This is a genomic window from Enterobacter cloacae complex sp. 2015409 (assembly GCF_041365315.1).
GTDB lineage: Bacteria > Pseudomonadota > Gammaproteobacteria > Enterobacterales > Enterobacteriaceae > Enterobacter > Enterobacter pseudoroggenkampii.
The window spans coordinates 268,929-291,995 of record NZ_JBFTVM010000002.1; the positions used below are offsets into that span (position 1 = coordinate 268,929).

Here is a 23,067-nt window from a genome sequence, read left to right on the forward strand (position 1 = left end):
CGGCCTGCTTTGTAGGCCGGGTAAGCGTAAGCGCCACCCGGCTCGCAGGCCGCACAGAAATAACGAGGTAAACCGTGGCGAAAGCTCCAAAACGCGCATTTGTCTGTAACGAATGTGGTGCGGATTATCCGCGCTGGCAGGGGCAATGCAGCGCCTGCCATGCCTGGAACACCATCACCGAAGTGCGTGGTGTGGCGGCTTCGCCGAGCGTGGCGCGCAATGAACGCCTGAGCGGCTACGCGGGCAATGCGGGCGTAGCGAAAGTCCAGAAGCTCTCGGACATCAGCCTCGAAGAGCTGCCGCGCTTCTCCACCGGGTTTAAAGAGTTTGACCGCGTGCTCGGCGGCGGCGTAGTGCCGGGCAGCGCGATTCTTATCGGCGGTAACCCGGGCGCGGGCAAGTCAACCCTGCTGCTGCAAACGCTCTGCAAGCTCGCCGAACAGATGAAAACCCTGTACGTCACGGGGGAAGAGTCCCTGCAGCAGGTGGCGATGCGCGCGCACCGTCTGGGCCTGCCGACCGGTAATCTGAACATGCTGTCGGAAACCAGCATCGAGCAGATCTGCATGATCGCCGAAGAAGAGCAGCCGAAGCTGATGGTGATCGACTCCATCCAGGTGATGCACATGGCGGACATCCAGTCCTCGCCGGGCAGCGTCGCGCAGGTGCGTGAAACCGCGGCCTACCTGACGCGCTTTGCCAAAACGCGCGGCGTGGCGATTGTGATGGTCGGCCACGTGACCAAAGACGGCTCGCTGGCCGGGCCGAAGGTGCTTGAACACTGTATCGACTGCTCCGTGATGCTCGACGGCGACGCGGACTCCCGCTTCCGTACCCTGCGCAGCCATAAAAACCGCTTTGGGGCGGTGAACGAACTGGGCGTGTTTGCCATGACCGAGCAGGGGCTGCGCGAAGTCAGCAACCCGTCGGCCATCTTCCTGAGCCGTGGCGATGAGATCACCTCCGGCAGCTCGGTGATGGTGCTATGGGAAGGGACGCGCCCGCTGCTTGTCGAAATTCAGGCGCTGGTGGACGTGTCGATGATGGGCAACCCGCGGCGCGTGGCGGTCGGTCTGGAACAGAACCGTCTGGCGATCCTGCTGGCGGTGCTGCACCGTCACGGCGGGCTGCAGATGGCGGATCAGGACGTCTTCGTGAACGTGGTCGGCGGCGTCAAAGTCACTGAGACCAGCGCAGACCTGGCGCTGCTGCTGGCGATGGTCTCCAGCCTGCGCGACAGACCGCTGCCGCAGGATCTGGTGGTGTTTGGTGAAGTGGGGCTGGCCGGGGAAATCCGCCCGGTGCCCAGCGGCCAGGAGCGTATCTCCGAGGCGGCAAAACACGGTTTCCGTCGCGCGATCGTTCCCGCCGCCAACGTGCCGAAAAAAATCCCGGAAGGGATGCAGGTTTTTGGCGTGAAGAAACTCGCAGATGCGTTAAATGTCTTTGACGACTTATAATTACGTATTCGATTTTGCAGGAGGCACCGTAATTTATGTCATCATTTGACTACATCAAGACCGCTATCCGCCAGAAGGGCTGCACGCTGCAGCAGGTGGCAGACGCCAGCGGCATGACCAAAGGCTACCTGAGCCAACTGCTGAACGCCAAAATCAAAAGCCCCAGCGCGCAGAAGCTCGAAGCGCTACACCGCTTTCTGGGGCTGGAATTCCCGCGTATGCAAAAGAACATCGGCGTGGTGTTCGGCAAATTTTACCCGCTGCATACCGGGCATATCTATCTGATCCAGCGCGCCTGTAGTCAGGTGGACGAGCTGCACATCATCATGGGCTATGACGAAACCCGCGACCGTCAGCTGTTTGAAGAGAGCGCCATGTCGCAGCAGCCGACCGTGCCGGACCGCCTGCGCTGGCTGCTTCAGACCTTCAAGTACCAGAAAAACATTCGTATTCATGCCTTTAACGAAGAGGGTATGGAGCCGTACCCGCACGGCTGGGACGTGTGGAGCAACGGCATCAAAGCGTTTATGGAAGAGAAGGGCATTGCGCCTAACTGGATCTACACCTCTGAAGAGTCCGATGCGCCGCAGTTCCGCGAGCATTTGGGCATCGAGACGGTACTGATCGATCCGAAGCGCACCTTCATGAACATCAGCGGAGCGCAGATCCGCGAAAACCCGTTCCGCTACTGGGATTACATCCCGACCGAGGTGAAGCCGTTCTTTGTGCGCACGGTAGCTATTCTGGGCGGCGAGTCGAGCGGGAAATCAACGCTGGTCAACAAGCTGGCGAACATCTTCAATACCACCAGCGCGTGGGAGTACGGGCGCGACTATGTCTTTTCCCATCTGGGCGGCGATGAGATGGCGCTGCAGTATTCCGACTACGACAAAATCGCGCTCGGTCATGCCCAGTACATTGATTTCGCAGTGAAATATGCCAACAAGGTAGCGTTTATCGATACCGATTTTGTCACCACCCAGGCGTTCTGTAAAAAATACGAAGGGCGCGAGCACCCGTTCGTGCAGGCGCTGATTGACGAATACCGCTTTGACCTGGTGATCCTGCTGGAAAACAACACCCCGTGGGTCGCTGACGGCATGCGCAGCCTCGGCAGCTCCGTGGACCGGCGGGAGTTCCAGTCCATGTTGGTGGAGATGCTCAACGAAAACAACGTTGAGTTTGTGCACGTGGAAGAGTCGGACTACGACTCCCGTTTCCTGCGCTGCGTCGAGCTGGTGAAGGAGATGATGGGAGAGCAGGGGTAAGCGTTAACCTCCCTCTCCCTGTGGGAGAGGGCCGGGGTGAGGGCATCAGGCCACTCAATACTCAACCACCACTTTCCCGCGCATATGCCCGTCCAGCACCTTACGGTGCGCCTCGGTAATGCTTTCCACGCTCAGCCCGTGCAGCGTTTCACTTAGCGAGCTTTCCACCACGCCGTTATCCACCAGCTTCGCCACCTCATTGAGGATCTCACCCTGACGCGCCATATCAGCGGTCTGGTACATGCTGCGGGTGTACATAAATTCCCAGTGCAGCGCGGCGGATTTCGACTTCAGCTTGTCCTGGTTCAGCGGACGTTCATTCTCGACGATAGAACAGATATGCCCCTGAGGCGCAATCAGTTCGCTGACCGCATCCCAGTGCCCGTCGGTATCGTTGAGGATGAAAATGTAATCCACAAAGGTCAGCCCGTGTTTCGCCAGTTCGCCTTTCAGATCGCGGTAGTTTACCACCACATCTGCACCGCGATCGCGGCACCACTGAGCGGAATCTTCGCGGGACGCGGTTGCGATGATTTTCACCTTGCTGTTGTGCTTCGCGAATGGGATCGCCAGCGATCCCACCCCGCCCGCACCGCCGATGATCAGCAGGGTCTTGTCCGCACCGGCATCCTGAATGTTCAGCCGTTCAAACAGGCCTTCCCACGCGGTGAGTGCGGTCAACGGTAGCGCAGCGGCAGCCGCCCAGCCGAGGCTGGCAGGCTTGTGCCCGACAATGCGCGCATCGATCAGCTGGTGTGTGGTGTTGCTGCCCGGACGGGTGATGTCGCCCGCGTACCACACTTCATCTCCCGGCTTGAATCCGGTCACGCCCGTCCCAACGGCTTTGACGATCCCGCTGGCATCCCACCCGAGAATGCGCGGCGTGTTCAGCCCGTTCCTGGCAATGCCCGCGTGGACTTTGGTATCGACCGGGTTAACGGAGACGGCCTTCACCTCCACCAGCAGATCGTGCTCGCCGGGCTGCGGCATCGGTGGGGTGATTTCAATGAAGGTGGACGGATTTTCCGGGTTCACGGCAATGGCTTTAACTGACATGGTGTGCTCCTCAATGGCATGCGTTTTGTTGAGGCTAGTCTATTAAGTGGCCAGCTGCATGATAAGATGGACAATCAAGAACTCAGCGTTCGTACAGGATGAACAATCATGTTTAAGCAGCTGCAGGATATGGCGCTGTTCGCGCTGGTGGCGGAGATGGGCAGCTTTACCGCGGCAGCGCAGAAGGCGGAACTGCCGAAATCCAGCGTCAGCCAGCGTATTAGCCAGCTGGAGCAGCAGGTGGGTATCCGCCTGCTCAACCGCACCACGCGCAGGATCAGCCTCACGTTTGCGGGCGAGCACTATCTGGTGCACTGCCGCGAAATGCTGGCGGCCAGCGAGCGGGCGGAGTACGCCATTCAGCGCCTGCGCGAAAACCCGAGCGGGCGGCTGCGCATCACCTGCCCGGCGGGGATAGGGGCGACGCTGCTGGCGCATATGAATGCCGAGTTCCAGCTTCGCTATCCTGAGGTTTCGCTGGACGTGTCGATCTCTGATGACGTGGTGGACCTGGTCGAGGCCGGGTTTGACGTGGCGCTGCGTACCGGCAAGCCGCAGGACTCCTCCCTGATTGGCCGCATGATCGGGCACTGCCCGCGCTACATGCTGGCTTCGCCGGACTATCTGGCGCGCCGGGCGCCGCTGACGCATCCCCGTCAGCTTGTGGAGCACCGCAGCATTACGCATCGGGCGTGGTCAGAGTGGCTTCTGCGAAGCGAGAGCGAGGATTACCGCTACCTGCCGGATAACGCGCACATGACCGATAACCTGGTATACGCCCGCGAATGTGCGATTGCCGGTGCGGGGATTACGCTCCTTCCGGCTTTTTTGCTGGAAGATAAGGTCGAGAAAGGGGCGCTGGTGCAGGTACTGCCGGAGTGGAACGTTGAAGGAAACGACCTGTGGCTGGCCTATCCGAGCCGTAAGCTCAACTCACCCGCGCTGATGAGCTATATCGACTTTGCAATGCAGTTTGATGAGGTGAAGCGGTATTACGTGGGTGGGTGATTTTGTGCGGCCTGATGCCCTCACCCTGGCCCTCTCCCACGGGGAGAGGGTACAAACATAAAAAACGGCAACCGAAGTTGCCGTTTTGCTTTTATTTCGCAATACGCTTGTACTTAATACGCTTCGGCTCCAGCGCGTCGGCGCCCAGCGTGCGTTTCTTGTACTCTTCGTATTCGGTGAAGTTACCTTCGAAGAACTCCACTTTACCTTCGTCCTGGTAGTCCAGGATGTGGGTCGCGATACGGTCCAGGAACCAGCGGTCGTGCGAGATAACCATCGCGCAGCCCGGGAACTCCAGCAGGGCGTTTTCCAGCGCGCGCAGGGTTTCGATATCCAGGTCGTTGGTTGGTTCATCGAGCAGCAGAACGTTACCGCCCACCTGCAGCAGCTTCGCCAGGTGCAGACGACCGCGCTCACCGCCGGACAGCTCGCCTACGCGTTTGCCCTGATCGGTGCCTTTAAAGTTAAAGCGACCAACGTAGGCGCGGCTTGGCATCTCGGTGTTGCCGATACGCATGATATCCAGACCGCCGGAGACTTCTTCCCACACGGTTTTGCTGTTATCCATCGCGTCACGGAACTGGTCAACGGAGGCCAGCTTCACGGTTTCACCCAGGGTGATTGAGCCGCTATCAGGCTGTTCCTGACCGGACATCATGCGGAACAGGGTTGATTTACCCGCGCCGTTCGGACCGATGATGCCGACGATAGCGCCTTTCGGTACGGAGAAGGTCAGGTCGTCGATCAGCAGGCGGTCGCCGTAAGACTTACGCAGGTTGCTGACTTCAACCACTTTATCCCCCAGACGTGCTCCAGGTGGAATAAACAGTTCGTTGGTTTCGTTACGTTTCTGGTATTCGGTGTTGTTCAGCTCTTCGAAGCGTGCCAGACGGGCTTTGCCCTTAGACTGACGGCCTTTCGCGCCCTGACGCACCCACTCCAGCTCTTTCTCGATAGACTTACGACGGGCCGCTTCCTGAGACGCTTCCTGCGCCAGACGCTGATCTTTCTGCTCCAGCCAGGAGGAGTAGTTGCCTTCCCACGGAATACCTTCGCCGCGGTCCAGCTCCAGGATCCAGCCGGCGACGTTATCGAGGAAGTAACGGTCGTGGGTGATCGCCACAACGGTGCCTTCGAAGTCGTGCAGGAAGCGCTCCAGCCACGCCACGGATTCCGCATCCAGGTGGTTGGTCGGTTCGTCGAGCAGCAGCATGTCTGGTTTTTCCAGCAGCAGGCGGCACAGCGCCACGCGGCGGCGTTCACCACCGGAGAGGTTCGCGATTTTCGCATCCCAGTCCGGCAGACGCAGGGCATCAGCCGCGCGCTCCAGCTGCACGTTCAGGTTGTGACCGTCGTGCGCCTGGATAATCTCTTCATACTTGCCCTGCTGCGCGGCCAGCTTGTCGAAGTCTGCATCCGGCTCGGCGTATTTGGCATACACTTCATCCAGACCTTTCAGGGCGTTAACCACTTCGGAAACCGCTTCTTCAACGGACTCACGCACGGTGTGTTCCGGATTCAGCTGAGGTTCCTGCGGCAGGTAGCCGATCTTGATGCCAGGCTGCGGACGGGCTTCACCTTCGATGTCTGTATCAATGCCGGCCATGATGCGCAGCAGGGTGGACTTACCGGCACCGTTGAGACCCAGAACACCGATTTTTGCGCCCGGGAAGAAGCTCAGCGAGATATTTTTAAGAATATGACGTTTCGGCGGGACAACTTTGCCGACACGATGCATGGTATAAACGAATTGAGCCACGTTGGACTTCGCCTCTTTTATCGTAATGAGAAGGAATTTCAGCCTCGAAGTGTAGCCTTTTTCACGGCCTAATCCCAGCCAGGAACGTCGGGAGTGTTAAAACGCGCAAGAAAGGTAAAAAAGTGTCCATGACGTGGCGCGTTGAAGGATGCCTGGTTAGCATAAGTTAATTAGACTTTGACGTGGCAAGACGCTGCAATTGACGAAAAAACAATGAGGAAGAGCTTGTGGAAAAAGCCAAACGGGTGGTCTGGCGTCTGCTGGCTGCCAGCGTATGCGTAATGGCGGTAAGCCAGGCGGTGCATGCCGATTCACTGGATGAACAACGTAACCGCTACGCCCAGATTAAACAGGCGTGGGACAACAAGCAGATGGATACCGTGCAGGCGCTGATGCCGACGCTAAAGGATTATCCGCTGTATCCGTATCTGGAGTATCGCCAGATTACTGACGATCTGATGAACCAGCCTACCGTCACCGTGAATAACTTCATTCAGGCGAACCCGACCCTGCCGCCAGCCCGAAATCTCCAGTCTCGTTTTGTGAATGAGCTGGCGCGTCGCGAAGACTGGCGTGGACTGCTGGCGTTTAGTCCTGAAAAGCCGAACGCCACCGAAGCCCAGTGTAACTACTACTACGCGAAATGGGCGACCGGCCAGCAGGAAGAGGCCTGGGCCGGGGCGAAAGAGCTCTGGCTGACCGGGAAAAACCAGCCGAACGCCTGTGATTCCCTGTTTGGCGCATGGCGCGCTTCCGGCAAGCAGGATCCGCTGTCCTACCTTGAGCGCATCCGTCTGGCGATGAAAGCCGGTAACACGCGTCTGGTGACCACGCTGGCGGGGCAGATGCCGTCCGATTACCAGACGATCTCCACCGCGGTTATCTCGCTGGCGAACGATCCGAACAGCGTGCTGACCTTTGCCCGCACTACGGGCGCGACCGATTTTACCCGCCAGATGGCAGCGGTGGCCTTTGCCAGCGTGGCGCGTGACGACGTGGAAAACGCGCGGCTGATGATCCCGCAGCTGGTGCAGGCGCAGCAGCTTAATGAGGAGCAAACCCAGGAGCTGCGCGACATCGTGGCGTGGCGACTGATGGGCACCGATGTGACCGATGAACAGGCGCGCTGGCGTGACGATGCCATTATGCGTTCGAACTCCACGTCGCTGGTAGAACGCCGCGTGCGCATGGCGCTGGGCACGGGCGATCGCCGTGGGCTGAATACCTGGCTAGCGCGGTTGCCAATGGAGGCTAAAGAGAAAGACGAATGGCGCTACTGGCAGGCCGATCTGCTGTTGGAGCGCGGTCGTGATGATGAAGCAAAAGATATCCTCCATACGCTGATGCAGCAGCGCGGGTTCTACCCGATGGCGGCCGCGCAGCGCCTGGGCGAGGAGTATACCTTCCGCATTGATAAAGCGCCCGCTAACGCGAACCCGGCGCTGACGCAGGGGCCAGAAATGGCGCGCGTTCGCGAGCTGATGTACTGGAATATGGATAACACCGCGCGCAGCGAGTGGGCGAATCTGGTGACCAGCCGCACCACCGACGAAAAAGCCCAGCTTGCCCGCTATGCGTTTGATAATCACTGGTGGGATCTCAGCGTGCAGGCGACGATCGCCGGCAAGCTCTGGGATCATCTGGAAGAGCGTTTCCCGCTGGCGTACAAAGATCTCTTCGATCGCTATACCAGCGGCAAAGATATCCCGCAAAGCTACGCGATGGCGATTGCCCGTCAGGAGAGCGCATGGAACCCGAAAGTCCGTTCCCCGGTGGGTGCCAGCGGCCTGATGCAGATTATGCCGGGCACGGCGACGCACACGGTGAAGATGTTTAATATCCCTGGGTACAGCAGCCCGTCACAGCTTCTCGATCCGGATACCAACATCAACATCGGTACCAGCTACCTGCAGTATGTGTACCAGCAGTTCGGCAATAACCGCATCTTCTCGTCGGCGGCGTATAACGCGGGGCCTGGACGCGTGCGCACCTGGCTCGGCAACAGCGCCGGGCGCATCGACGCCGTGGCGTTTGTCGAGAGCATCCCGTTCTCAGAAACGCGCGGCTACGTGAAGAACGTGCTGGCCTATGACGCCTACTATCGCTACTTCATGGGGCAGAAAGATACCCTGATGAGCGATGCCGAGTGGCAGAGACGTTACTGATCGGCGTGGGTTGTGTTATGCTGTACTCGCTAATGAGTACAAGAGGCAGCATAACATGACCCAGCATTCCCCGTATTCCTCGGCAATGGCCGAACAACGTCATCAGGAGTGGCTTCGTTTTGTGGAGCTGCTTCGCCAGTCTTACGAACAGGATCTGCATTTACCCCTGATGCAGCTGATGCTCACGCCGGACGAGCGTGAGGCGCTGGGCACGCGCGTGCGGATCATTGAAGAGCTGCTGCGCGGCGAGATGAGCCAGCGCGAGCTGAAGAATGAGCTCGGCGCGGGCATTGCAACGATCACCCGCGGCTCGAACAGCCTGAAGTCGGCGCCGGTTGAGCTGCGCCAGTGGCTCGAGTCAGTCTTATTAAGCGATCAGCGATAAATCGCGTTATGGAACGGGCTTAACGCCAGGATCACCGCCTGGTGGTAAACGCCTGAACGCGTCAGCGCGCCTGCGGTGAAGACGCCAATCGCCCCTTCTTTACGACCAATCTCATCGATGCCGGTGTACTGCGACATCACCGGCCCGAGCGCTTCACCCGCACGGACTTTTTCCAGAATGATCTCCGGCAGCGGCAGGGTGGCCGAACGCGCTTCACCGCGCTGTTCACGGCTTTCGATCACCACCCAGCTAAAAGTTGCGCCTTCGTCGATACCGGCTTCAATCGCTACCCAAAAGTCTGCATTCGGTGCCGCGGCCTTAGCGTTTGCCACGCGATTTCGTGCGCCAGCGCGCGTTTCCTCGCTGCCAAACGGCTGTTCAGGCACGCCACTCTCGACGCCGATGGCCTCAATATGGCAGGATCCTGCGCCGAAGATCTCGTCAAATGCCCTTAGAATTGCCTGAATTTTGGCAGGATTAGTGGTAGCAGAGACAACATGGTGCATAATTAAGCTCGATTCAAAAAAAACTCATCGCAGTATAACGGAAAAAAAGCATGTTACAGGTATACCTTGTTCGCCACGGTGAAACGCAGTGGAACGCCGAGCGACGTATTCAAGGCCAGTCAGACAGTCCTCTCACTGAGAAGGGTGTGCAGCAAGCGTGGCAGGTGGCGGAACGCGCCAGAACGCTGGGCATAACCCACGTGATTACCAGCGATTTAGGTCGCACACAGCAGACGGCGCGCATCATCGCGGACGCCTGCGGCTGTGACGTCATGCTTGAGCCGCGCCTGCGCGAGCTGGATATGGGTGTGCTGGAAAAACGCCATATCGATACGCTGACGGAAAAGGAAGAGGGCTGGCGCCGCACGCTGGTGAACGGTACCGAAGATGGCCGTATTCCTGAGGGCGAATCCATGCAGGAGCTCAGCGTACGTATGCATGCCGCACTGGCGGAATGCCTGAAGCTCCCGGCAGGAAGCCGTCCGCTGCTGGTGAGTCACGGGATTGCGTTGGGTTGCCTGGTGAGCACCATTCTGGGGTTACCGGCTTACGCCGAGCGCCGTTTGCGTCTGCGCAACTGCTCCATTTCCCGGATTGATTATCAGGAAAGCGCGTGGCTGGCGTCAGGTTGGGTAGTGGAGATGGCAGGGGACATTTCGCATCTTGATGCCCCTGCGCTTGACGAACTGCAGCGTTAACGGCGTATCGGAATCAAGAATTCCATACGCAGATTGATTGGGCCTTCTTCCGGTTTGGCATCCTGCGCCGGGTAGTAGCGCTCAATGTCCTGACCTTTACGGCGATTCAGATTCAGCATCGGCATGCAGGTTCCGTAAACGGTCAGGATGAACTCCTGAACTCCCGTTCCCAGCCCTTCATAGGCGAACATCACGTATTCGCCGCCTTCCAGCACGACAGGCTTCGAACCCTGAATGTAGCCATTGGCCATATCCGGCGTCAGCGCGGTGGTGTAGAACACCTCCTGCTCGTCGTCTTTTTCCTGGCTCGGGTGCGTTTCGTTGAGACCATACAGAATCGGCGGGATCGCCGGCGCGTGGCTCAGGAAGTCGCGCCAGAACTGGACGCGCATCTGATGACGGAACTCGGAAATCTGCTCCAGTGAACAGGAGTAGCTCTGCGTTGTGCCGATCAGATGGGTTTCCGGCAGGGTAATAATTTCATATTTCGGCATCGCGAATTCGCCCAGACGCAGCGGCGGACGCATGCCAAACGAGCTCCAGTCAGGCGAGCGACGATAAAGCGCTGGCGTCAACGAGAACTGTTTTTTAAAGGCGCGGGTGAAGGTCTGCTGCGAATCGAAGCGATATTGCAGGGCAATATCCAGAATCGGCCGCGCCGTCAGGCGCAGTGCCACAGCAGATTTTGATAAACGACGCGCGCGAATATAGGCCCCGATAGCATGACCGGTGACATCCTTGAACATCCTTTGCAGATGCCACTTGGAATAGCCTGCTTTAGCCGCCACATTATCCAGTGACAAAGGCTGGTCGAGATGACCTTCCAGCCAGGTGAGCAGGTCGCGAATAATTCCAGCCTGATCCATATACTATCCTCATCCTTAAAACAGCAGGTGCCTGATAACAGGTTAGCGGATAATAGCATTTTTTGATGTTTTAGCATTCAGTGTTTTTTTTGCGCATTCATGCTTTTTAGAGCACATTACAGGCAGATATATTCTAATCCTGTGATCTTGCTACATTTTTATCTAAAGTGTTGAATAATTGCTCAATGTAATTTTAAAGAATGGTAACAATATGAAATACAAGACTTTGATCTTCACCGCGTTGATGCTGATGGTCGGGCGCGCGGCGCAGGCTGAGCAGATTGGCTCCGTCGATACCGTGTTCAAAATGTTTGGCCCGGACCACAAAATCGTGGTGGAGGCGTTTGACGATCCGGACGTGAAAAACGTCACCTGCTACGTCAGCCGCGCGAAAACGGGCGGTATCAAAGGCGGGCTGGGACTGGCGGAAGACACCTCCGATGCGGCGATTTCGTGTCAGCAGGTGGGGCCGGTTGAGCTAAGCGATAAAATTAAAAACGGCAAAGCGCAGGGCGACGTGGTATTCCAGAAACGGACCTCGCTGGTGTTTAAAAAGCTGCAGGTGGTGCGTTTTTATGATGCCAAACGCAACACGCTGGCTTACCTCGCCTATTCCGATAAAGTGGTGGAAGGCTCACCGAAAAACGCGATCAGCGCGGTGCCAATTATGCCTTGGCAGTAATTCAGGGATGAATCATGCAACAACCTGTGGTCTGGCTGGTTGAAGACGAAACTAGTATCGCCGATACGCTGATCTACATGCTTCAGCAGGAAGGATTCGCGGTAAAGGCGTTTGAACGCGGCTTACCCGTGCTGGAGGAGGCGCGGCGGCAGGTTCCGGCGCTTGCCATTCTGGACGTCGGGCTGCCGGACATCAGTGGATTTGAGCTTTGTCGCCAGCTGCTGGCGCAGCATCCCTCACTGCCCGTGCTGTTTCTGACGGCGCGCAGTGATGAGGTAGACAAGCTGCTTGGCCTGGAAATGGGCGCTGATGACTACGTTGCGAAACCTTTCTCCCCTCGTGAAGTCTGCGCTCGGGTGCGGACGATTTTACGGCGCATGCAAAAATCCGCCGCACCATCAGAAACGTTACGTATCGGGCAGTTTGAACTGAACGAACCTGCCGCGCGAATCAGCTGGTGCGGGGAAGCACTGCCCCTGACCCGCTACGAATTCTTGCTGCTCAAAACCTTGTTACAGGCGCCCGGGCGGGTCTTTTCGCGTCAGCAGCTCATGGACAAGGTATGGGGTGAAGACGGCGACAGCTTCGATCGTACCGTGGACACCCACATCAAAACCCTGCGCGCCAAGCTGCGGGCGGTGAACGAAGAACTGTCACCCATCAGCACCCATCGCGGTATGGGCTACAGTCTGGGCCTTTACTGATGCGCATTGGGATGCGGCTATTGCTGGGATACTTCCTGATCGTGGCCATCGCCGCGTGGTTTGTGCTGTCGATCTTTGTTCAGGAAGTAAAGCCCGGGGTGCGTAGGGCAACCGAGGGCACGTTAATCGATACCGCGACCCTGTTGGCCGAAATCGGACGTGATGATTTGCTTTCGGGTCATGCGCAGCAGGGCAAGCTGGCACAGGCCTTTTCCCAGCTTCATCAGCGCCCTTTCCGCGCCAATATCGGCGGGATCCATAAAGTGCGTAACGAGTATCACGTCTACATGACCGATGCGCAGGGCCGAGTCGTGTTTGATTCCGCCGGTCTGGCCGTGGGGCAAGATTACTCGCGCTGGAACGATGTCTGGCTGACGCTTCGCGGCGAATACGGCGCGCGCAGTACCCAGAGCCATCCCGACGATCCGGAGAGCACGGTGATGTATGTTGCCGCGCCGGTTGTGGATCAGGGCAAGATTATCGGCGTGCTGTCGGTGGGGAAACCGAACAGCGCGATGGCTCCTGTGATTCACCGCAGCGAGCGACGGATACTGTGGGCTGGCGGGGCGCTGCTCGGCATTGCCCTGCTGATTGGCCTCGTCGTGGCATGGTGGATCAATCGATCTATCGGTACGTTATCGCGCTATGCCGACTCGGTGACCACGGATACGCCTCTCCCGCTGCCTAATCCTGGCAGCAGCGAACTGCACAAGCTGGCCCAGGCGCTGGAGAATATGCGCATTCGCCTTGAAGGGAAAAACTACATTGAACGCTATGTCCATGCGCTGACCCACGAGCTGAAAAGCCCCATCGCCGCCATACGCGGCGCGGCAGAAATTCTCTCCGAGCAGCCACCGCCGCAGGTGGCCGCGCGGTTTATCGATAATATTCTGGTGCAAAACGCGCGTATGCAGTCGCTGGTTGAAAAACTGCTCACTCAGGCGCGGCTTGAAAATCGGGTCGAGATTACGCCTCAGACCGTCCGCGTCGATCTGCTGTTTACGCGGCTTGCCGATGCGCGCTCGGCGGTGCTGGCGGCAAAAGAGATTGCGCTGACCCTCCAGCCCGCTTCGCTTCATGTTGAAGGCGATCCCGACCTGCTCGAACAGGCGCTCGGCAATTTGCTGGATAACGCTATCGATTTTACGCCGCAGGGCGGTGCCATTGAACTGGCGGCCCGGGAGGAGCACGGGCAGATACAGCTTTTCGTCACCGACAGCGGAAGCGGGATCCCGGATTACGCGCTGGAGCGTATTTTTGAGCGCTTTTATTCCCTGCCGCGCGAGAACGGGTTGAAGAGCAGCGGGCTCGGTCTGGCGTTTGTACAGGAAGTGGCGCGTCTGCATCAGGGAGAGATTACATTGCGTAATCGTGATGAAGGCGGTGTGATGGCCACGCTGACACTTCACCGTCCCTTCACATAACTTCAAACTGACCCCACACAGCCTGGTTACGCTCTCCTCATCACAAAGGAGACGTAATGATGAAATCCCCCCTGTTCTGGAAAGTCAGCACCCTGCTGGGGTGCATTCTGCTGCTGTTAGTCCCGCTTTTTATGGTCAGTAACCTGATATCAGAGCGGGAGAGCTACCGCAACGATGTCGAAAATACGCTTCGCCAGAGTACCAGCGGACCGCAAAAGCTGGTCGGTCCGATGATTGCGATTCCGATGACGGAGATTTTTTACAAGATAGAGGACGAGAAGAAGGTCGAGTACAAGAAAAGCTATATGCACTTCATTCTGCCGGAATCTCTGGTTGTGGAAGGTAACCAGCGCGTGGAGTCCCGAAGTATTGGCATCTACGACGGGCAAATCTGGAACACTGACCTGAAGATCAAAGCGCAGTTTAATACCGACGAGCTGAAGCAGCTGAAAGGGGAAACGATCGCGACAGGGCAGCCGTTTATCGTGACGGGCGTTGGCGACGCGCGGGGCATTGGCACGGTCAGTATCTCTAAAATCAATGGTGAGACGCTAAGCGTGGAACCCGGTTCAGGCGTCTACGGGGCGCTTGCGGGGATCCACATCCCGCTGACCGACAAAGCGCTGGAAGCCAAAACGTTTGCGCTTGAGATGTCCCTCAGTCTGGCGGGAACCGGCAGTTTTGCGGTGGTACCGGTAGGGCGTAATAGCGAAATGATGCTCACCAGCAACTGGCCGCATCCGGGTTTTATGGGCGATTATCTCCCTGTTAAGCATCAGATTGGCGAGTCTGGTTTCCAGGCGAACTGGCAGAGCAGCTGGTTTGCAAATAACCTTGAGAGCTGGTTCTACGACAAGGAGTCGCCGGAGTGGGAGGCGCTCCCGGCCTTTAGCGTCACGGTAGCCACGCCCGCCGATCAGTATCAGCTGACTGACCGTGCGATTAAGTACGCTATTTTGCTGATTGCGCTGACGTTTATGGCCTTCTTTGTCTTCGAAACCTTAACCGGATTACGCCTTCACCCGATGCAGTATCTGCTGGTGGGGCTGTCGCTGGTCCTGTTCTATCTGGTGCTGCTGGCGCTGTCTGAACACGTCGGGTTTACGCCAGCCTGGGTTGTTGCAAGTCTGGTGGGCGCAGCGATGAACGGAATGTACCTGCAGGCCGTGCTGAAAAGCTGGAAACGCAGCGGGCTGTTTGTGCTGGCACTGCTCGGGCTGGATGTCGTGATGTGGTTCCTGCTGCGCTCGGAGGACAGCGCGCTGCTGTTGGGGTCAGCGGTTCTCGCGCTGGCGCTGTTTGCCGTGATGTACCTGACCCGACATTTCGACTGGTACTCGCTCTCTCAGCCGAAGCGACCTGAGCCACCCGCAGAGCCTGATAACGACACGATGCGGATCTGGAAATAAAAAAACGGCGCAAATGCGCCGTTTTTTAATGCGTTAACTGCGGGATTATTCCTGCAGGTCACCGCAGAAACGGTACCCTTCGCCGTGGATCGTGGCGATGATTTCCGGCGTATCTGGCGTAGATTCGAAGTGCTTACGAATACGACGGATGGTCACGTCTACGGTACGGTCGTGCGGTTTCAGCTCACGGCCGGTCATTTTCTTCAGCAGCTCTGCACGGGACTGAATTTTGCCCGGGTTTTCGCAGAAGTGCAGCATCGCGCGGAATTCACTGCGCGGCAGTTTATACTGCTCACCGTTCGGGCTAATCAGTGAACGGCTATTGATATCAAGTTCCCAGCCGTTGAATTTGTAGCTATCGACGCTACGACGCTCTTCGCTGACCGTACCCAGGTTCATGGTGCGGGACAGCAGGTTGCGTGCACGAATGGTTAACTCGCGAGGATTGAACGGCTTGGTGATGTAGTCATCCGCACCGATTTCCAGGCCAAGAATTTTATCAACTTCGTTATCACGGCCCGTCAGGAACATTAACGCGACGTTCGCCTGCTCGCGCAGTTCGCGCGCCAGAAGAAGACCGTTTTTGCCCGGCAGGTTAATATCCATGATCACCAGGTTGATATCATTTTCAGAAAGGATCTGATGCATCTCTGCGCCATCGGTCGCTTCAAAGACATCGTAGCCTTCTGCTTCGAAAATGCTCTTTAACGTGTTGCGTGTTACCAACTCGTCTTCAACGATAAGAATGTGCGGGGTCTGCATGTTTGCTACCTAAATTGCCAACTAAATCGAAACAGGAAGTACAAAAGTCCCTGACCTGCCTGATGCATGTCGCAAATTAACATGATCGGCTTAACGTGACTAAAGTACGTAATTGCGTTCTTGATGCACTTTCCATCAACGTCAACAACATCATTAGCTTGGTCTTGGGTACTTTCCCTTTGGACCCGACAGTGTCAAAAACGGCTGTCATCCTAACCATTTTAACAGCAACATAACAGGCTAAGTGACACCAGACACCCAATAAAACTACGCTTCGTTGACATATATCAAGTTCAATTGTAGCACGTTAACAGTTTGATGAAATCATCGTAGCCGAATGCTAGCCTTTGTCACAATTTTTCAATAAACCAACTAGTTGCGGACATTGATTTATAAACGAAGCGAATCCAATCAGAATAGGGTATTCATGCCGCTATTATCATTATAAAACATAAGGATAATAGTGTTCTGTTAACATTCTAACTGATTGTTCAGACACAGAATAGTTTAGCGTTTTTAATTTGTTATGAAACGCTATTTCGGTGATTTGTGTTGCAATTTTGTAAATTCGCGCTGCGTAATATGTTGAAGTGCATCACATTTTTACCGGCTAACTGATTAAAAAGAGAGCATAAATGCATCTGTCGATTGTACTGGTTGCCCCAGCCAGAGCAGAAAATATAGGCGCAGCGGCGCGTGCTATGAAGACCATGGGTTTTACCGATTTGCGTATCGTGGACAGCACGGCGCACCTGGAGCCAGCCGCCCGTTGGGTGGCGCACGGATCGGGAGATATTCTCGATAATATAACCACTTACGCTACGCTTGCCGACGCGCTGCATGATATTTCGTTTACCGTCGCAACCACGGCGCGCAGCCGGGCGAAGTTTCACTACTATGCCACGCCAGCGGAGCTGGTGCCGATGCTGAGCGAGAAAAGCCAGTGGCTGGAGAAAGCGGCGCTGGTGTTTGGGCGTGAAGATTCTGGGCTGACCAATGAAGAACTGGAACTGGCGGATGTGCTGACAGGCGCGCCGATGGTTGCAGATTACCCTTCTCTCAATTTAGGCCAGGCGGTGATGGTCTATTGCTATCAATTAGCATCCTTAATACAAATTCCGCAGTCGCCTGTTACAGGTACCGATGAAAACCAGCTGGCTGCACTTCGCGCGCGCGTGGAAAACCTGCTCATGCAGCTGGGTGTGGCTGACGATCAAAAAATGGTCGACTGGTTACAGCAGCGTTTGGGCCGTCTTGAGCAACGCGACACGGCAATGCTGCACCGTTTGCTGCACGATATTGAAAAAAAATTGGCCGAATAAAGTGCTGTCATACATTTTTATTATGGTGTAATCATCTGATGCTAAGGGTTGCTTTTGGGGTATTCGGATGAAAATAAATCCGACGGCAGCGGGACGTGAGAGTCTCCCGAATTGTGATCAAATTAAAAATTCGTTGACTTAAGGTGCCCGATCCTTTAACCCTAAAAGAATACAGCACAGACAGATAATAATGACAGAGTACACAACATCCATGAAACGCATCAGCATCACCACCATTACCACAACCATCATCATTACCACAGGTAACGATGCGGGCTGACGCGTACAGGAAAAACAAAAAAAAGCCCGCACCTAGACAGTGCGGGCTTTTTTTTCGGCTAAAGGAAACGAGGTAGAACCATGCGAGTGTTGAAGTTCGGCGGTACATCAGTGGCAAATGCAGAGCGTTTTCTGCGTGTTGCCGATATCCTGGAAAGCAACGCCAGGCAGGGGCAGGTTGCGACCGTGCTCTCTGCCCCGGCAAAAATCACGAACCATCTGGTGGCGATGATTGAAAAAACCATCGGTGGCCAGGATGCACTCCCGAACATCAGCGACGCAGAGCGTATCTTCGCTGACCTGCTGCAAGGGCTGGCAGAGGCGCTGCCTGGCTTCCCGCACGCTCAGCTGAAGTCTTTCGTTGAGCAGGAATTTGCGCAAATCAAACACGTCCTGCACGGCATCAGCCTTCTCGGCCAGTGTCCGGACAGCATCAACGCGGCGCTGATCTGCCGGGGCGAAAAACTCTCTATCGCCATCATGGCCGGCGTGCTGGAAGCGCGCGGCCATAGCGTGACCGTGATCGATCCCGTTGAAAAACTGCTGGCGGTGGGCCACTACCTCGAATCCACCGTTGATATTGCCGAATCAACCCGCCGTATCGCCGCCAGCAAAATTCCCGCTGACCACATGATCCTGATGGCAGGCTTTACCGCCGGTAATGAGAAGGGCGAGCTGGTGGTGCTGGGCCGTAACGGCTCCGACTATTCCGCCGCCGTGCTGGCCGCCTGTTTACGCGCGGACTGTTGTGAGATCTGGACTGACGTCGACGGCGTTTATACCTGCGACCCGCGCCAGGTACCGGACGCCAGGCTGCTGAAGTCGATGTCGTACCAGGAAGCAATGGAGCTTTCCTACTTCGGCGCCAAAGTGCTTCACCCGCGTACCATCTCCCCGATTGCCCAGTTCCAGATCCCTTGCCTGATTAAAAATACCGGTAACCCGCAGGCGCCGGGTACGCTGATTGGCGCGAGCACCGATGAGGACGGTCTGCCGGTGAAAGGCATCTCCAACCTCAACAACATGGCGATGTTCAGCGTCTCCGGTCCGGGGATGAAAGGGATGGTCGGCATGGCGGCGCGCGTGTTTGCGGCCATGTCCCGCAACGGTATCTCTGTTGTGCTGATCACCCAGTCCTCTTCCGAATACAGCATCAGCTTCTGCGTGCCGCAGGCTGACTGCCTGCGCGCCCGCCGCGCGCTGGAGGAAGAGTTCTATCTGGAGCTTAAAGAAGAGCTGCTGGAGCCGCTCGCGATTCAGGAGCGTCTGGCGATCATCTCCGTGGTGGGCGACGGTATGCGTACCCTGCGCGGTATCTCCGCCAAGTTCTTTGCCGCACTGGCGCGCGCCAATATCAATATCGTGGCGATTGCCCAGGGCTCGTCTGAGCGTTCAATTTCTGTTGTCGTGGACAACGATGACGCGACCACCGGCGTACGCGTGGTTCACCAGATGCTGTTCAATACCGATCAGGTTATCGAGCTGTTCCTGATTGGCGTGGGCGGCGTCGGCGGCGCGCTGCTGGAGCAGGTTAAGCGTCAGCAGGAATGGCTGAAGAAGAAACACATCGACCTGCGCGTCTGCGGGATCGCGAATTCCAAAGCGCTGCTGACCAACGTCCACGGCCTGAACCTGGAAAACTGGCAGGCCGAGATGAAGGAGGCGAAAGAGCCGTTCAACCTGGGCCGCCTGATCCGTCTGGTAAAAGAGTATCACCTGCTTAACCCGGTCATCGTCGACTGCACCTCGAACCAGGCGGTAGCCGATCAGTACGCGGACTTCCTGCGCGAAGGTTTCCACGTGGTGACGCCGAATAAAAAGGCCAACACCTCGTCGATGGATTACTACCACCAGCTGCGTCTGGCGGCGAGCAAGTCGCGCCGCAAGTTCCTGTACGACACCAACGTTGGGGCAGGCCTGCCGGTTATTGAGAACCTGCAGAACCTGCTTAACGCGGGCGACGAACTGCAGCGTTTCTCCGGCATTCTCTCCGGCTCGCTGTCGTTTATCTTCGGCAAGCTGGATGAGGGGATGAGCCTCTCGGAAGCCACCCGCGCCGCGCGCGAGCTGGGCTATACCGAGCCGGATCCGCGTGATGACCTTTCCGGTATGGACGTGGCGCGCAAGCTGCTGATCCTCGCCCGCGAAACGGGCCGCGAGCTTGAGCTTTCGGATATCGTGATTGAGCCTGTCCTGCCGGCAGAATTTGACAGCAGCGGTGATGTCGCTGCCTTTATGACCAGTTTGCCGCAGCTTGACGACGCGTTTGCCGCACGCGTTGCAAAAGCCCGTGATGAAGGTAAGGTATTGCGCTATGTTGGCAACATTGAAGAAGATGGCGTGTGCCGGGTGAAGATTGCTGAAGTGGATGGCAACGACCCGCTGTACAAAGTCAAAAACGGCGAAAACGCCCTCGCGTTTTACAGCCACTATTATCAGCCACTGCCGCTGGTGCTTCGCGGCTATGGCGCAGGGAACGATGTTACGGCGGCGGGTGTGTTTGCCGATCTGCTGCGTACCCTGTCATGGAAGTTAGGAGTTTAACATGGTCAAAGTTTATGCCCCGGCTTCCAGCGCGAATATGAGCGTCGGATTTGACGTGCTGGGTGCGGCGGTGACGCCGGTGGATGGTTCGCTGCTGGGCGATACGGTTACGGTGGAAGCGGCAGAGAGCTTCAGCCTGAACAACGTGGGCCGCAACGCCTGCAAACTGCCGTCTGAGCCGCGCGAAAATATCGTCTATCAGTGCTGGGAACGCTTCTGTCAGGAGATCGGCAAAAACGTGCCGGTCGCCATGACGCTGGAAAAAAGTATGCCGATCGGCTCGGGTCTGGGGTCCAGCGCCTGCTCGGTGGTCGCCGCGCTGGTAGCAATGAACGAGCACTGCGGCAAGCCGCTGAACAACAACCGCCTGCTGGGCTTAATGGGCGAGCTGGAAGGGCGCATCTCCGGCAGCATTCACTATGACAACGTGGCGCCGTGCTTCCTCGGCGGCATGCAGCTGATGATCGAAGAAAATGGCATCATCAGCCAGCAGGTGCCAGGGTTTGATGAGTGGCTGTGGGTGCTGGCCTATCCGGGTATCAAGGTTTCAACCGCGGAAGCGCGTGCGATCCTGCCCGCGCAGTATCGTCGTCAGGACTGTATTGCCCACGGGCGTCATCTGGCGGGCTTTATCCACGCCTGCTACACCCGTCAGCCGCAGCTGGCGGCCAAACTGATGAAGGACGTCATTGCCGAGCCGTACCGCACGAAGCTGCTGCCCGGCTTTAACGAGGCGCGACAGGCATCGATGGATATCGGCGCGCAGGCGTGCGGCATCTCCGGCTCCGGGCCGACGCTGTTCGCCCTGTGCGACAAGCCTGATACCGCGCAGCGCGTGGCGGACTGGCTCTCTAAACACTACCTGCAAAATCAGGAAGGCTTTGTTCATATTTGCCGTCTGGACACGGCTGGCGCACGAGTACTGGGATAATCAATGAAACTCTATAACCTTAAAGATCATAACGAGCAGGTCAGCTTCGCGCAGGCGGTCACTCAGGGGCTGGGCAAAAACCAGGGGCTGTTCTTCCCGCATGACCTGCCGGAATTCCACCTGACCGACATCGACGAACTGCTGAAGCAGGACTTTGTCACCCGCAGCACTAAAATTCTCTCGGCGTTTATCGGCGACGAAATCCCGCAGGAGCTGCTGGAAGAGCGCGTGCGTGCGGCGTTCGCTTTCCCGGCACCGGTGAAGCAGGTGGAGCCTGACGTTGGCTGCCTGGAGCTGTTCCACGGCCCGACCCTGGCGTTCAAAGACTTCGGCGGCCGCTTTATGGCGCAGATGCTGACCCACATCAGCGGCGACAAGCCGGTGACCATCCTGACCGCGACCTCCGGGGATACCGGTGCGGCGGTGGCGCATGCGTTCTACGGCCTGAAAAACGTCCGCGTGGTGATCCTCTATCCGAAAGGCAAAATCAGCCCGCTGCAGGAAAAACTGTTCTGTACGCTCGGCGGCAACATTGAAACCGTGGCAATTGACGGTGATTTCGATGCCTGTCAGGCGCTGGTCAAGCAGGCCTTCGACGACGAAGAGCTGAAGGTGGCCCTGGGTCTGAACTCTGCCAACTCTATCAACATCAGCCGTCTGCTGGCGCAGATCTGCTACTACTTCGAAGCGGTGGCGCAGCTGCCGCAGGAAGCGCGTAACCAGCTGGTGATCTCCGTGCCGAGCGGTAACTTTGGTGACCTGACGGCTGGCCTGCTGGCGAAATCCCTGGGTCTGCCGGTGAAACGCTTTATCGCCGCCACCAACGCTAACGACACCGTGCCGCGCTTCCTGAAAGACGGGAAGTGGGCGCCGAACGCCACGCAGGCAACGCTCTCTAACGCCATGGACGTGAGCCAGCCGAACAACTGGCCACGCGTGGAAGAGCTGTTCCGCCGTAAGATCTGGCGTCTGGGCGATCTGGGCTACGCCGCGGTGACGGATGAAACCACCAAAGCGACCATGCGCGAGCTGAAGGCGGTGGGGTATACCTCTGAACCGCATGCGGCGATTGCTTACCGCGCGCTGCGCGACCAGCTTAACCCGGGTGAATATGGCCTGTTCCTGGGCACCGCGCATCCGGCGAAGTTTAAAGAGAGCGTGGAAGCGATCCTGGGCGAAACGCTGCCGCTGCCGAAAGAGCTGGCCGAGCGTGCCGACCTGCCGCTGCTGTCACATGAGCTGCCGGCAGACTTTGCCGCGCTGCGTAAGCTGATGATGACCCGAGCATAATTTTTGTCGGGTGCGGCTACGCCTTACCCGACCTACAACGGCTCAGAAAGTAGGCCGGGTAAGGCGAAGCCGCCACCCGGCTTTTTTGTGAAGAAATTAAGGAGAAAAATAGCAGGGAAAAAGCAGAAATTCCCAATAAATGCGGTCACTTAGCGTTTAGGATTGCAGAGAATAACATCCCCCGTTCCCCTCGCGTACTCTCCTTACATCGGCCCACGTTGGGCAAAGATAATAAGGAGTCACCGATGTCTACACTGAAACCTGTGCTGATTGCGCTTTCACTGATGCTGGTCGCTCCCATGGCGGTACAGGCATCCGAAATCACCCTTGTGCCTGCGGTCAAACTGCAGATTGGCGACCAGGATAATAACGGTCACTACTGGGACGGCGGCCGCTGGCGCGACCACGACTGGTGGAAAGCGCATTATGACTGGCGCGATAACCACTGGCGTCCGCATGATGAGCATCGTAAACATGACGATCGCCATGACGACCATCACCACGATGACCACCGCGACGATCGCGGCCCTGACTGGAAACACCATTAAT

Annotated in this window: 22 protein-coding genes and 1 other annotated feature; of the genes, 17 read left to right on the top strand and 5 right to left on the bottom strand. The window is 57.2% G+C overall.

The features are described from left to right. The first annotated feature begins 74 nt into the window (after positions 1 to 74). Both radA and nadR read left to right on the top strand, forming a co-directional pair. On the top strand, positions 75 to 1,460 hold the full coding sequence (radA, locus tag ACDO57_RS14975) for a DNA repair protein RadA (RefSeq protein ID WP_014068810.1): 1,386 nt from the start codon (positions 75 to 77) through the stop codon (positions 1,458 to 1,460). A 35-nt stretch (positions 1,461 to 1,495) separates the two neighbouring features. Further along, the gene (gene nadR, locus ACDO57_RS14980; protein WP_024907400.1) at positions 1,496 to 2,728 is read left to right on the top strand and encodes a multifunctional transcriptional regulator/nicotinamide-nucleotide adenylyltransferase/ribosylnicotinamide kinase NadR; all 1,233 of its coding nucleotides are present in this window, start codon (positions 1,496 to 1,498) and stop codon (positions 2,726 to 2,728) included. Between the two features lie 54 nt (positions 2,729 to 2,782). Here nadR and ACDO57_RS14985 read toward each other — a convergent pair whose 3' ends face one another. After that, positions 2,783 to 3,784 carry a zinc-binding alcohol dehydrogenase family protein gene (locus ACDO57_RS14985; RefSeq protein WP_370884205.1) on the bottom strand — a complete coding sequence of 334 codons (1,002 nt, stop codon included), beginning with the start codon at positions 3,782 to 3,784 and terminating at the stop codon, positions 2,783 to 2,785. A gap of 108 nt (positions 3,785 to 3,892) precedes the next feature. On the opposite strand from ACDO57_RS14985, the gene ACDO57_RS14990 reads away from it, so the two are divergent. Then, positions 3,893 to 4,792 carry a LysR family transcriptional regulator gene (locus ACDO57_RS14990; protein ID WP_024907402.1) on the top strand — a complete coding sequence of 300 codons (900 nt, stop codon included), beginning with the start codon at positions 3,893 to 3,895 and terminating at the stop codon, positions 4,790 to 4,792. Between the two features lie 91 nt (positions 4,793 to 4,883). Here ACDO57_RS14990 and ettA read toward each other — a convergent pair whose 3' ends face one another. Then, positions 4,884 to 6,551 carry an energy-dependent translational throttle protein EttA gene (gene ettA / locus ACDO57_RS14995; protein WP_032649883.1) on the bottom strand — a complete coding sequence of 556 codons (1,668 nt, stop codon included), beginning with the start codon at positions 6,549 to 6,551 and terminating at the stop codon, positions 4,884 to 4,886. Between the two features lie 227 nt (positions 6,552 to 6,778). Here ettA and sltY point away from each other — a divergent pair, with 227 nt between their 5' ends. Beyond that, positions 6,779 to 8,716 carry a murein transglycosylase gene (gene sltY / locus ACDO57_RS15000; protein WP_208763499.1) on the top strand — a complete coding sequence of 646 codons (1,938 nt, stop codon included), beginning with the start codon at positions 6,779 to 6,781 and terminating at the stop codon, positions 8,714 to 8,716. A gap of 55 nt (positions 8,717 to 8,771) precedes the next feature. Further along, positions 8,772 to 9,101, top strand: a complete 330-nt coding sequence (trpR, locus tag ACDO57_RS15005; protein ID WP_024907404.1) for a trp operon repressor — start codon at positions 8,772 to 8,774, stop codon at positions 9,099 to 9,101. Here the strand turns inward: trpR and yjjX are convergent. Then, positions 9,092 to 9,607 carry an inosine/xanthosine triphosphatase gene (gene yjjX / locus ACDO57_RS15010; protein WP_023334447.1) on the bottom strand — a complete coding sequence of 172 codons (516 nt, stop codon included), beginning with the start codon at positions 9,605 to 9,607 and terminating at the stop codon, positions 9,092 to 9,094. The genes trpR and yjjX overlap by 10 nt on opposite strands. A 50-nt stretch (positions 9,608 to 9,657) precedes the next feature. Here yjjX and gpmB point away from each other — a divergent pair, with 50 nt between their 5' ends. After that, positions 9,658 to 10,305 (top strand): 2,3-diphosphoglycerate-dependent phosphoglycerate mutase GpmB, encoded by a 648-nt coding sequence (gpmB, locus tag ACDO57_RS15015; protein ID WP_048989680.1) that lies wholly within the window; start codon positions 9,658 to 9,660, stop codon positions 10,303 to 10,305. On the opposite strand, the gene robA is transcribed toward gpmB, so the two are convergent. Then, on the bottom strand, positions 10,302 to 11,171 hold the full coding sequence (gene robA, locus ACDO57_RS15020; RefSeq protein WP_024907406.1) for an MDR efflux pump AcrAB transcriptional activator RobA: 870 nt from the start codon (positions 11,169 to 11,171) through the stop codon (positions 10,302 to 10,304). The two genes, gpmB and robA, sit on opposite strands and share 4 nt — an antisense overlap. Before the next feature lie 211 nt (positions 11,172 to 11,382). Between robA and creA the strand changes: the two genes are divergently transcribed. Genes creA through creD form a run of 4 tightly spaced genes read left to right on the top strand, consistent with a single transcriptional unit; the run spans position 11,383 to position 15,390 of the window. Then, the gene (gene creA / locus ACDO57_RS15025) at positions 11,383 to 11,853 is read left to right on the top strand and encodes a protein CreA (RefSeq protein WP_024907407.1); all 471 of its coding nucleotides are present in this window, start codon (positions 11,383 to 11,385) and stop codon (positions 11,851 to 11,853) included. Between the two features lie 14 nt (positions 11,854 to 11,867). Next, a complete protein-coding gene (gene creB, locus ACDO57_RS15030; protein WP_024907408.1) occupies positions 11,868 to 12,557 on the top strand; it encodes a two-component system response regulator CreB in 690 nt (229 codons plus the stop codon). Continuing rightward, complete coding sequence (creC, locus tag ACDO57_RS15035) at positions 12,557 to 13,981, top strand: two-component system sensor histidine kinase CreC (protein ID WP_248165962.1); 1,425 nt, start codon at positions 12,557 to 12,559, stop codon at positions 13,979 to 13,981. The genes creB and creC overlap by 1 nt, the downstream gene beginning before the upstream one ends. Before the next feature lie 56 nt (positions 13,982 to 14,037). Beyond that, positions 14,038 to 15,390, top strand: coding sequence for a cell envelope integrity protein CreD (gene creD / locus ACDO57_RS15040; protein WP_370884206.1), 1,353 nt, complete (start codon positions 14,038 to 14,040; stop codon positions 15,388 to 15,390). 45 nt (positions 15,391 to 15,435) lie between these two features. On the opposite strand, the gene arcA is transcribed toward creD, so the two are convergent. Beyond that, the gene (gene arcA, locus ACDO57_RS15045; protein WP_003856501.1) at positions 15,436 to 16,152 is read right to left on the bottom strand and encodes a two-component system response regulator ArcA; all 717 of its coding nucleotides are present in this window, start codon (positions 16,150 to 16,152) and stop codon (positions 15,436 to 15,438) included. Positions 16,153 to 16,247: 95 nt separating this feature from the next. Between arcA and yjjY the strand changes: the two genes are divergently transcribed. The 7 genes from yjjY to ACDO57_RS15080 all read left to right on the top strand — a co-directional run bounded on the left by yjjY (position 16,248) and on the right by ACDO57_RS15080 (position 23,066). Further along, on the top strand, positions 16,248 to 16,388 hold the full coding sequence (gene yjjY, locus ACDO57_RS15050) for a protein YjjY (protein WP_085928893.1): 141 nt from the start codon (positions 16,248 to 16,250) through the stop codon (positions 16,386 to 16,388). A 399-nt stretch (positions 16,389 to 16,787) separates the two neighbouring features. Further along, complete coding sequence (locus ACDO57_RS15055; protein WP_024907411.1) at positions 16,788 to 17,474, top strand: tRNA/rRNA methyltransferase; 687 nt, start codon at positions 16,788 to 16,790, stop codon at positions 17,472 to 17,474. Positions 17,475 to 17,685: 211 nt separating this feature from the next. Next, positions 17,686 to 17,754 carry a thr operon leader peptide gene (gene thrL / locus ACDO57_RS15060; RefSeq protein ID WP_015572623.1) on the top strand — a complete coding sequence of 23 codons (69 nt, stop codon included), beginning with the start codon at positions 17,686 to 17,688 and terminating at the stop codon, positions 17,752 to 17,754. Continuing rightward, positions 17,693 to 17,810, top strand: a sequence feature (Thr leader region). It overlaps the preceding gene by 62 nt. Before the next feature lie 24 nt (positions 17,811 to 17,834). Further along, the gene (thrA, locus tag ACDO57_RS15065) at positions 17,835 to 20,297 is read left to right on the top strand and encodes a bifunctional aspartate kinase/homoserine dehydrogenase I (protein ID WP_370884207.1); all 2,463 of its coding nucleotides are present in this window, start codon (positions 17,835 to 17,837) and stop codon (positions 20,295 to 20,297) included. Position 20,298: 1 nt separating this feature from the next. Beyond that, the gene (gene thrB / locus ACDO57_RS15070) at positions 20,299 to 21,228 is read left to right on the top strand and encodes a homoserine kinase (protein WP_370884208.1); all 930 of its coding nucleotides are present in this window, start codon (positions 20,299 to 20,301) and stop codon (positions 21,226 to 21,228) included. A 3-nt stretch (positions 21,229 to 21,231) separates the two neighbouring features. Continuing rightward, on the top strand, positions 21,232 to 22,518 hold the full coding sequence (gene thrC / locus ACDO57_RS15075) for a threonine synthase (RefSeq protein WP_024907414.1): 1,287 nt from the start codon (positions 21,232 to 21,234) through the stop codon (positions 22,516 to 22,518). A gap of 245 nt (positions 22,519 to 22,763) precedes the next feature. After that, positions 22,764 to 23,066, top strand: a complete 303-nt coding sequence (locus tag ACDO57_RS15080) for a DUF2502 domain-containing protein (RefSeq protein WP_045327616.1) — start codon at positions 22,764 to 22,766, stop codon at positions 23,064 to 23,066. Position 23,067: the final 1 nt, after the last annotated feature.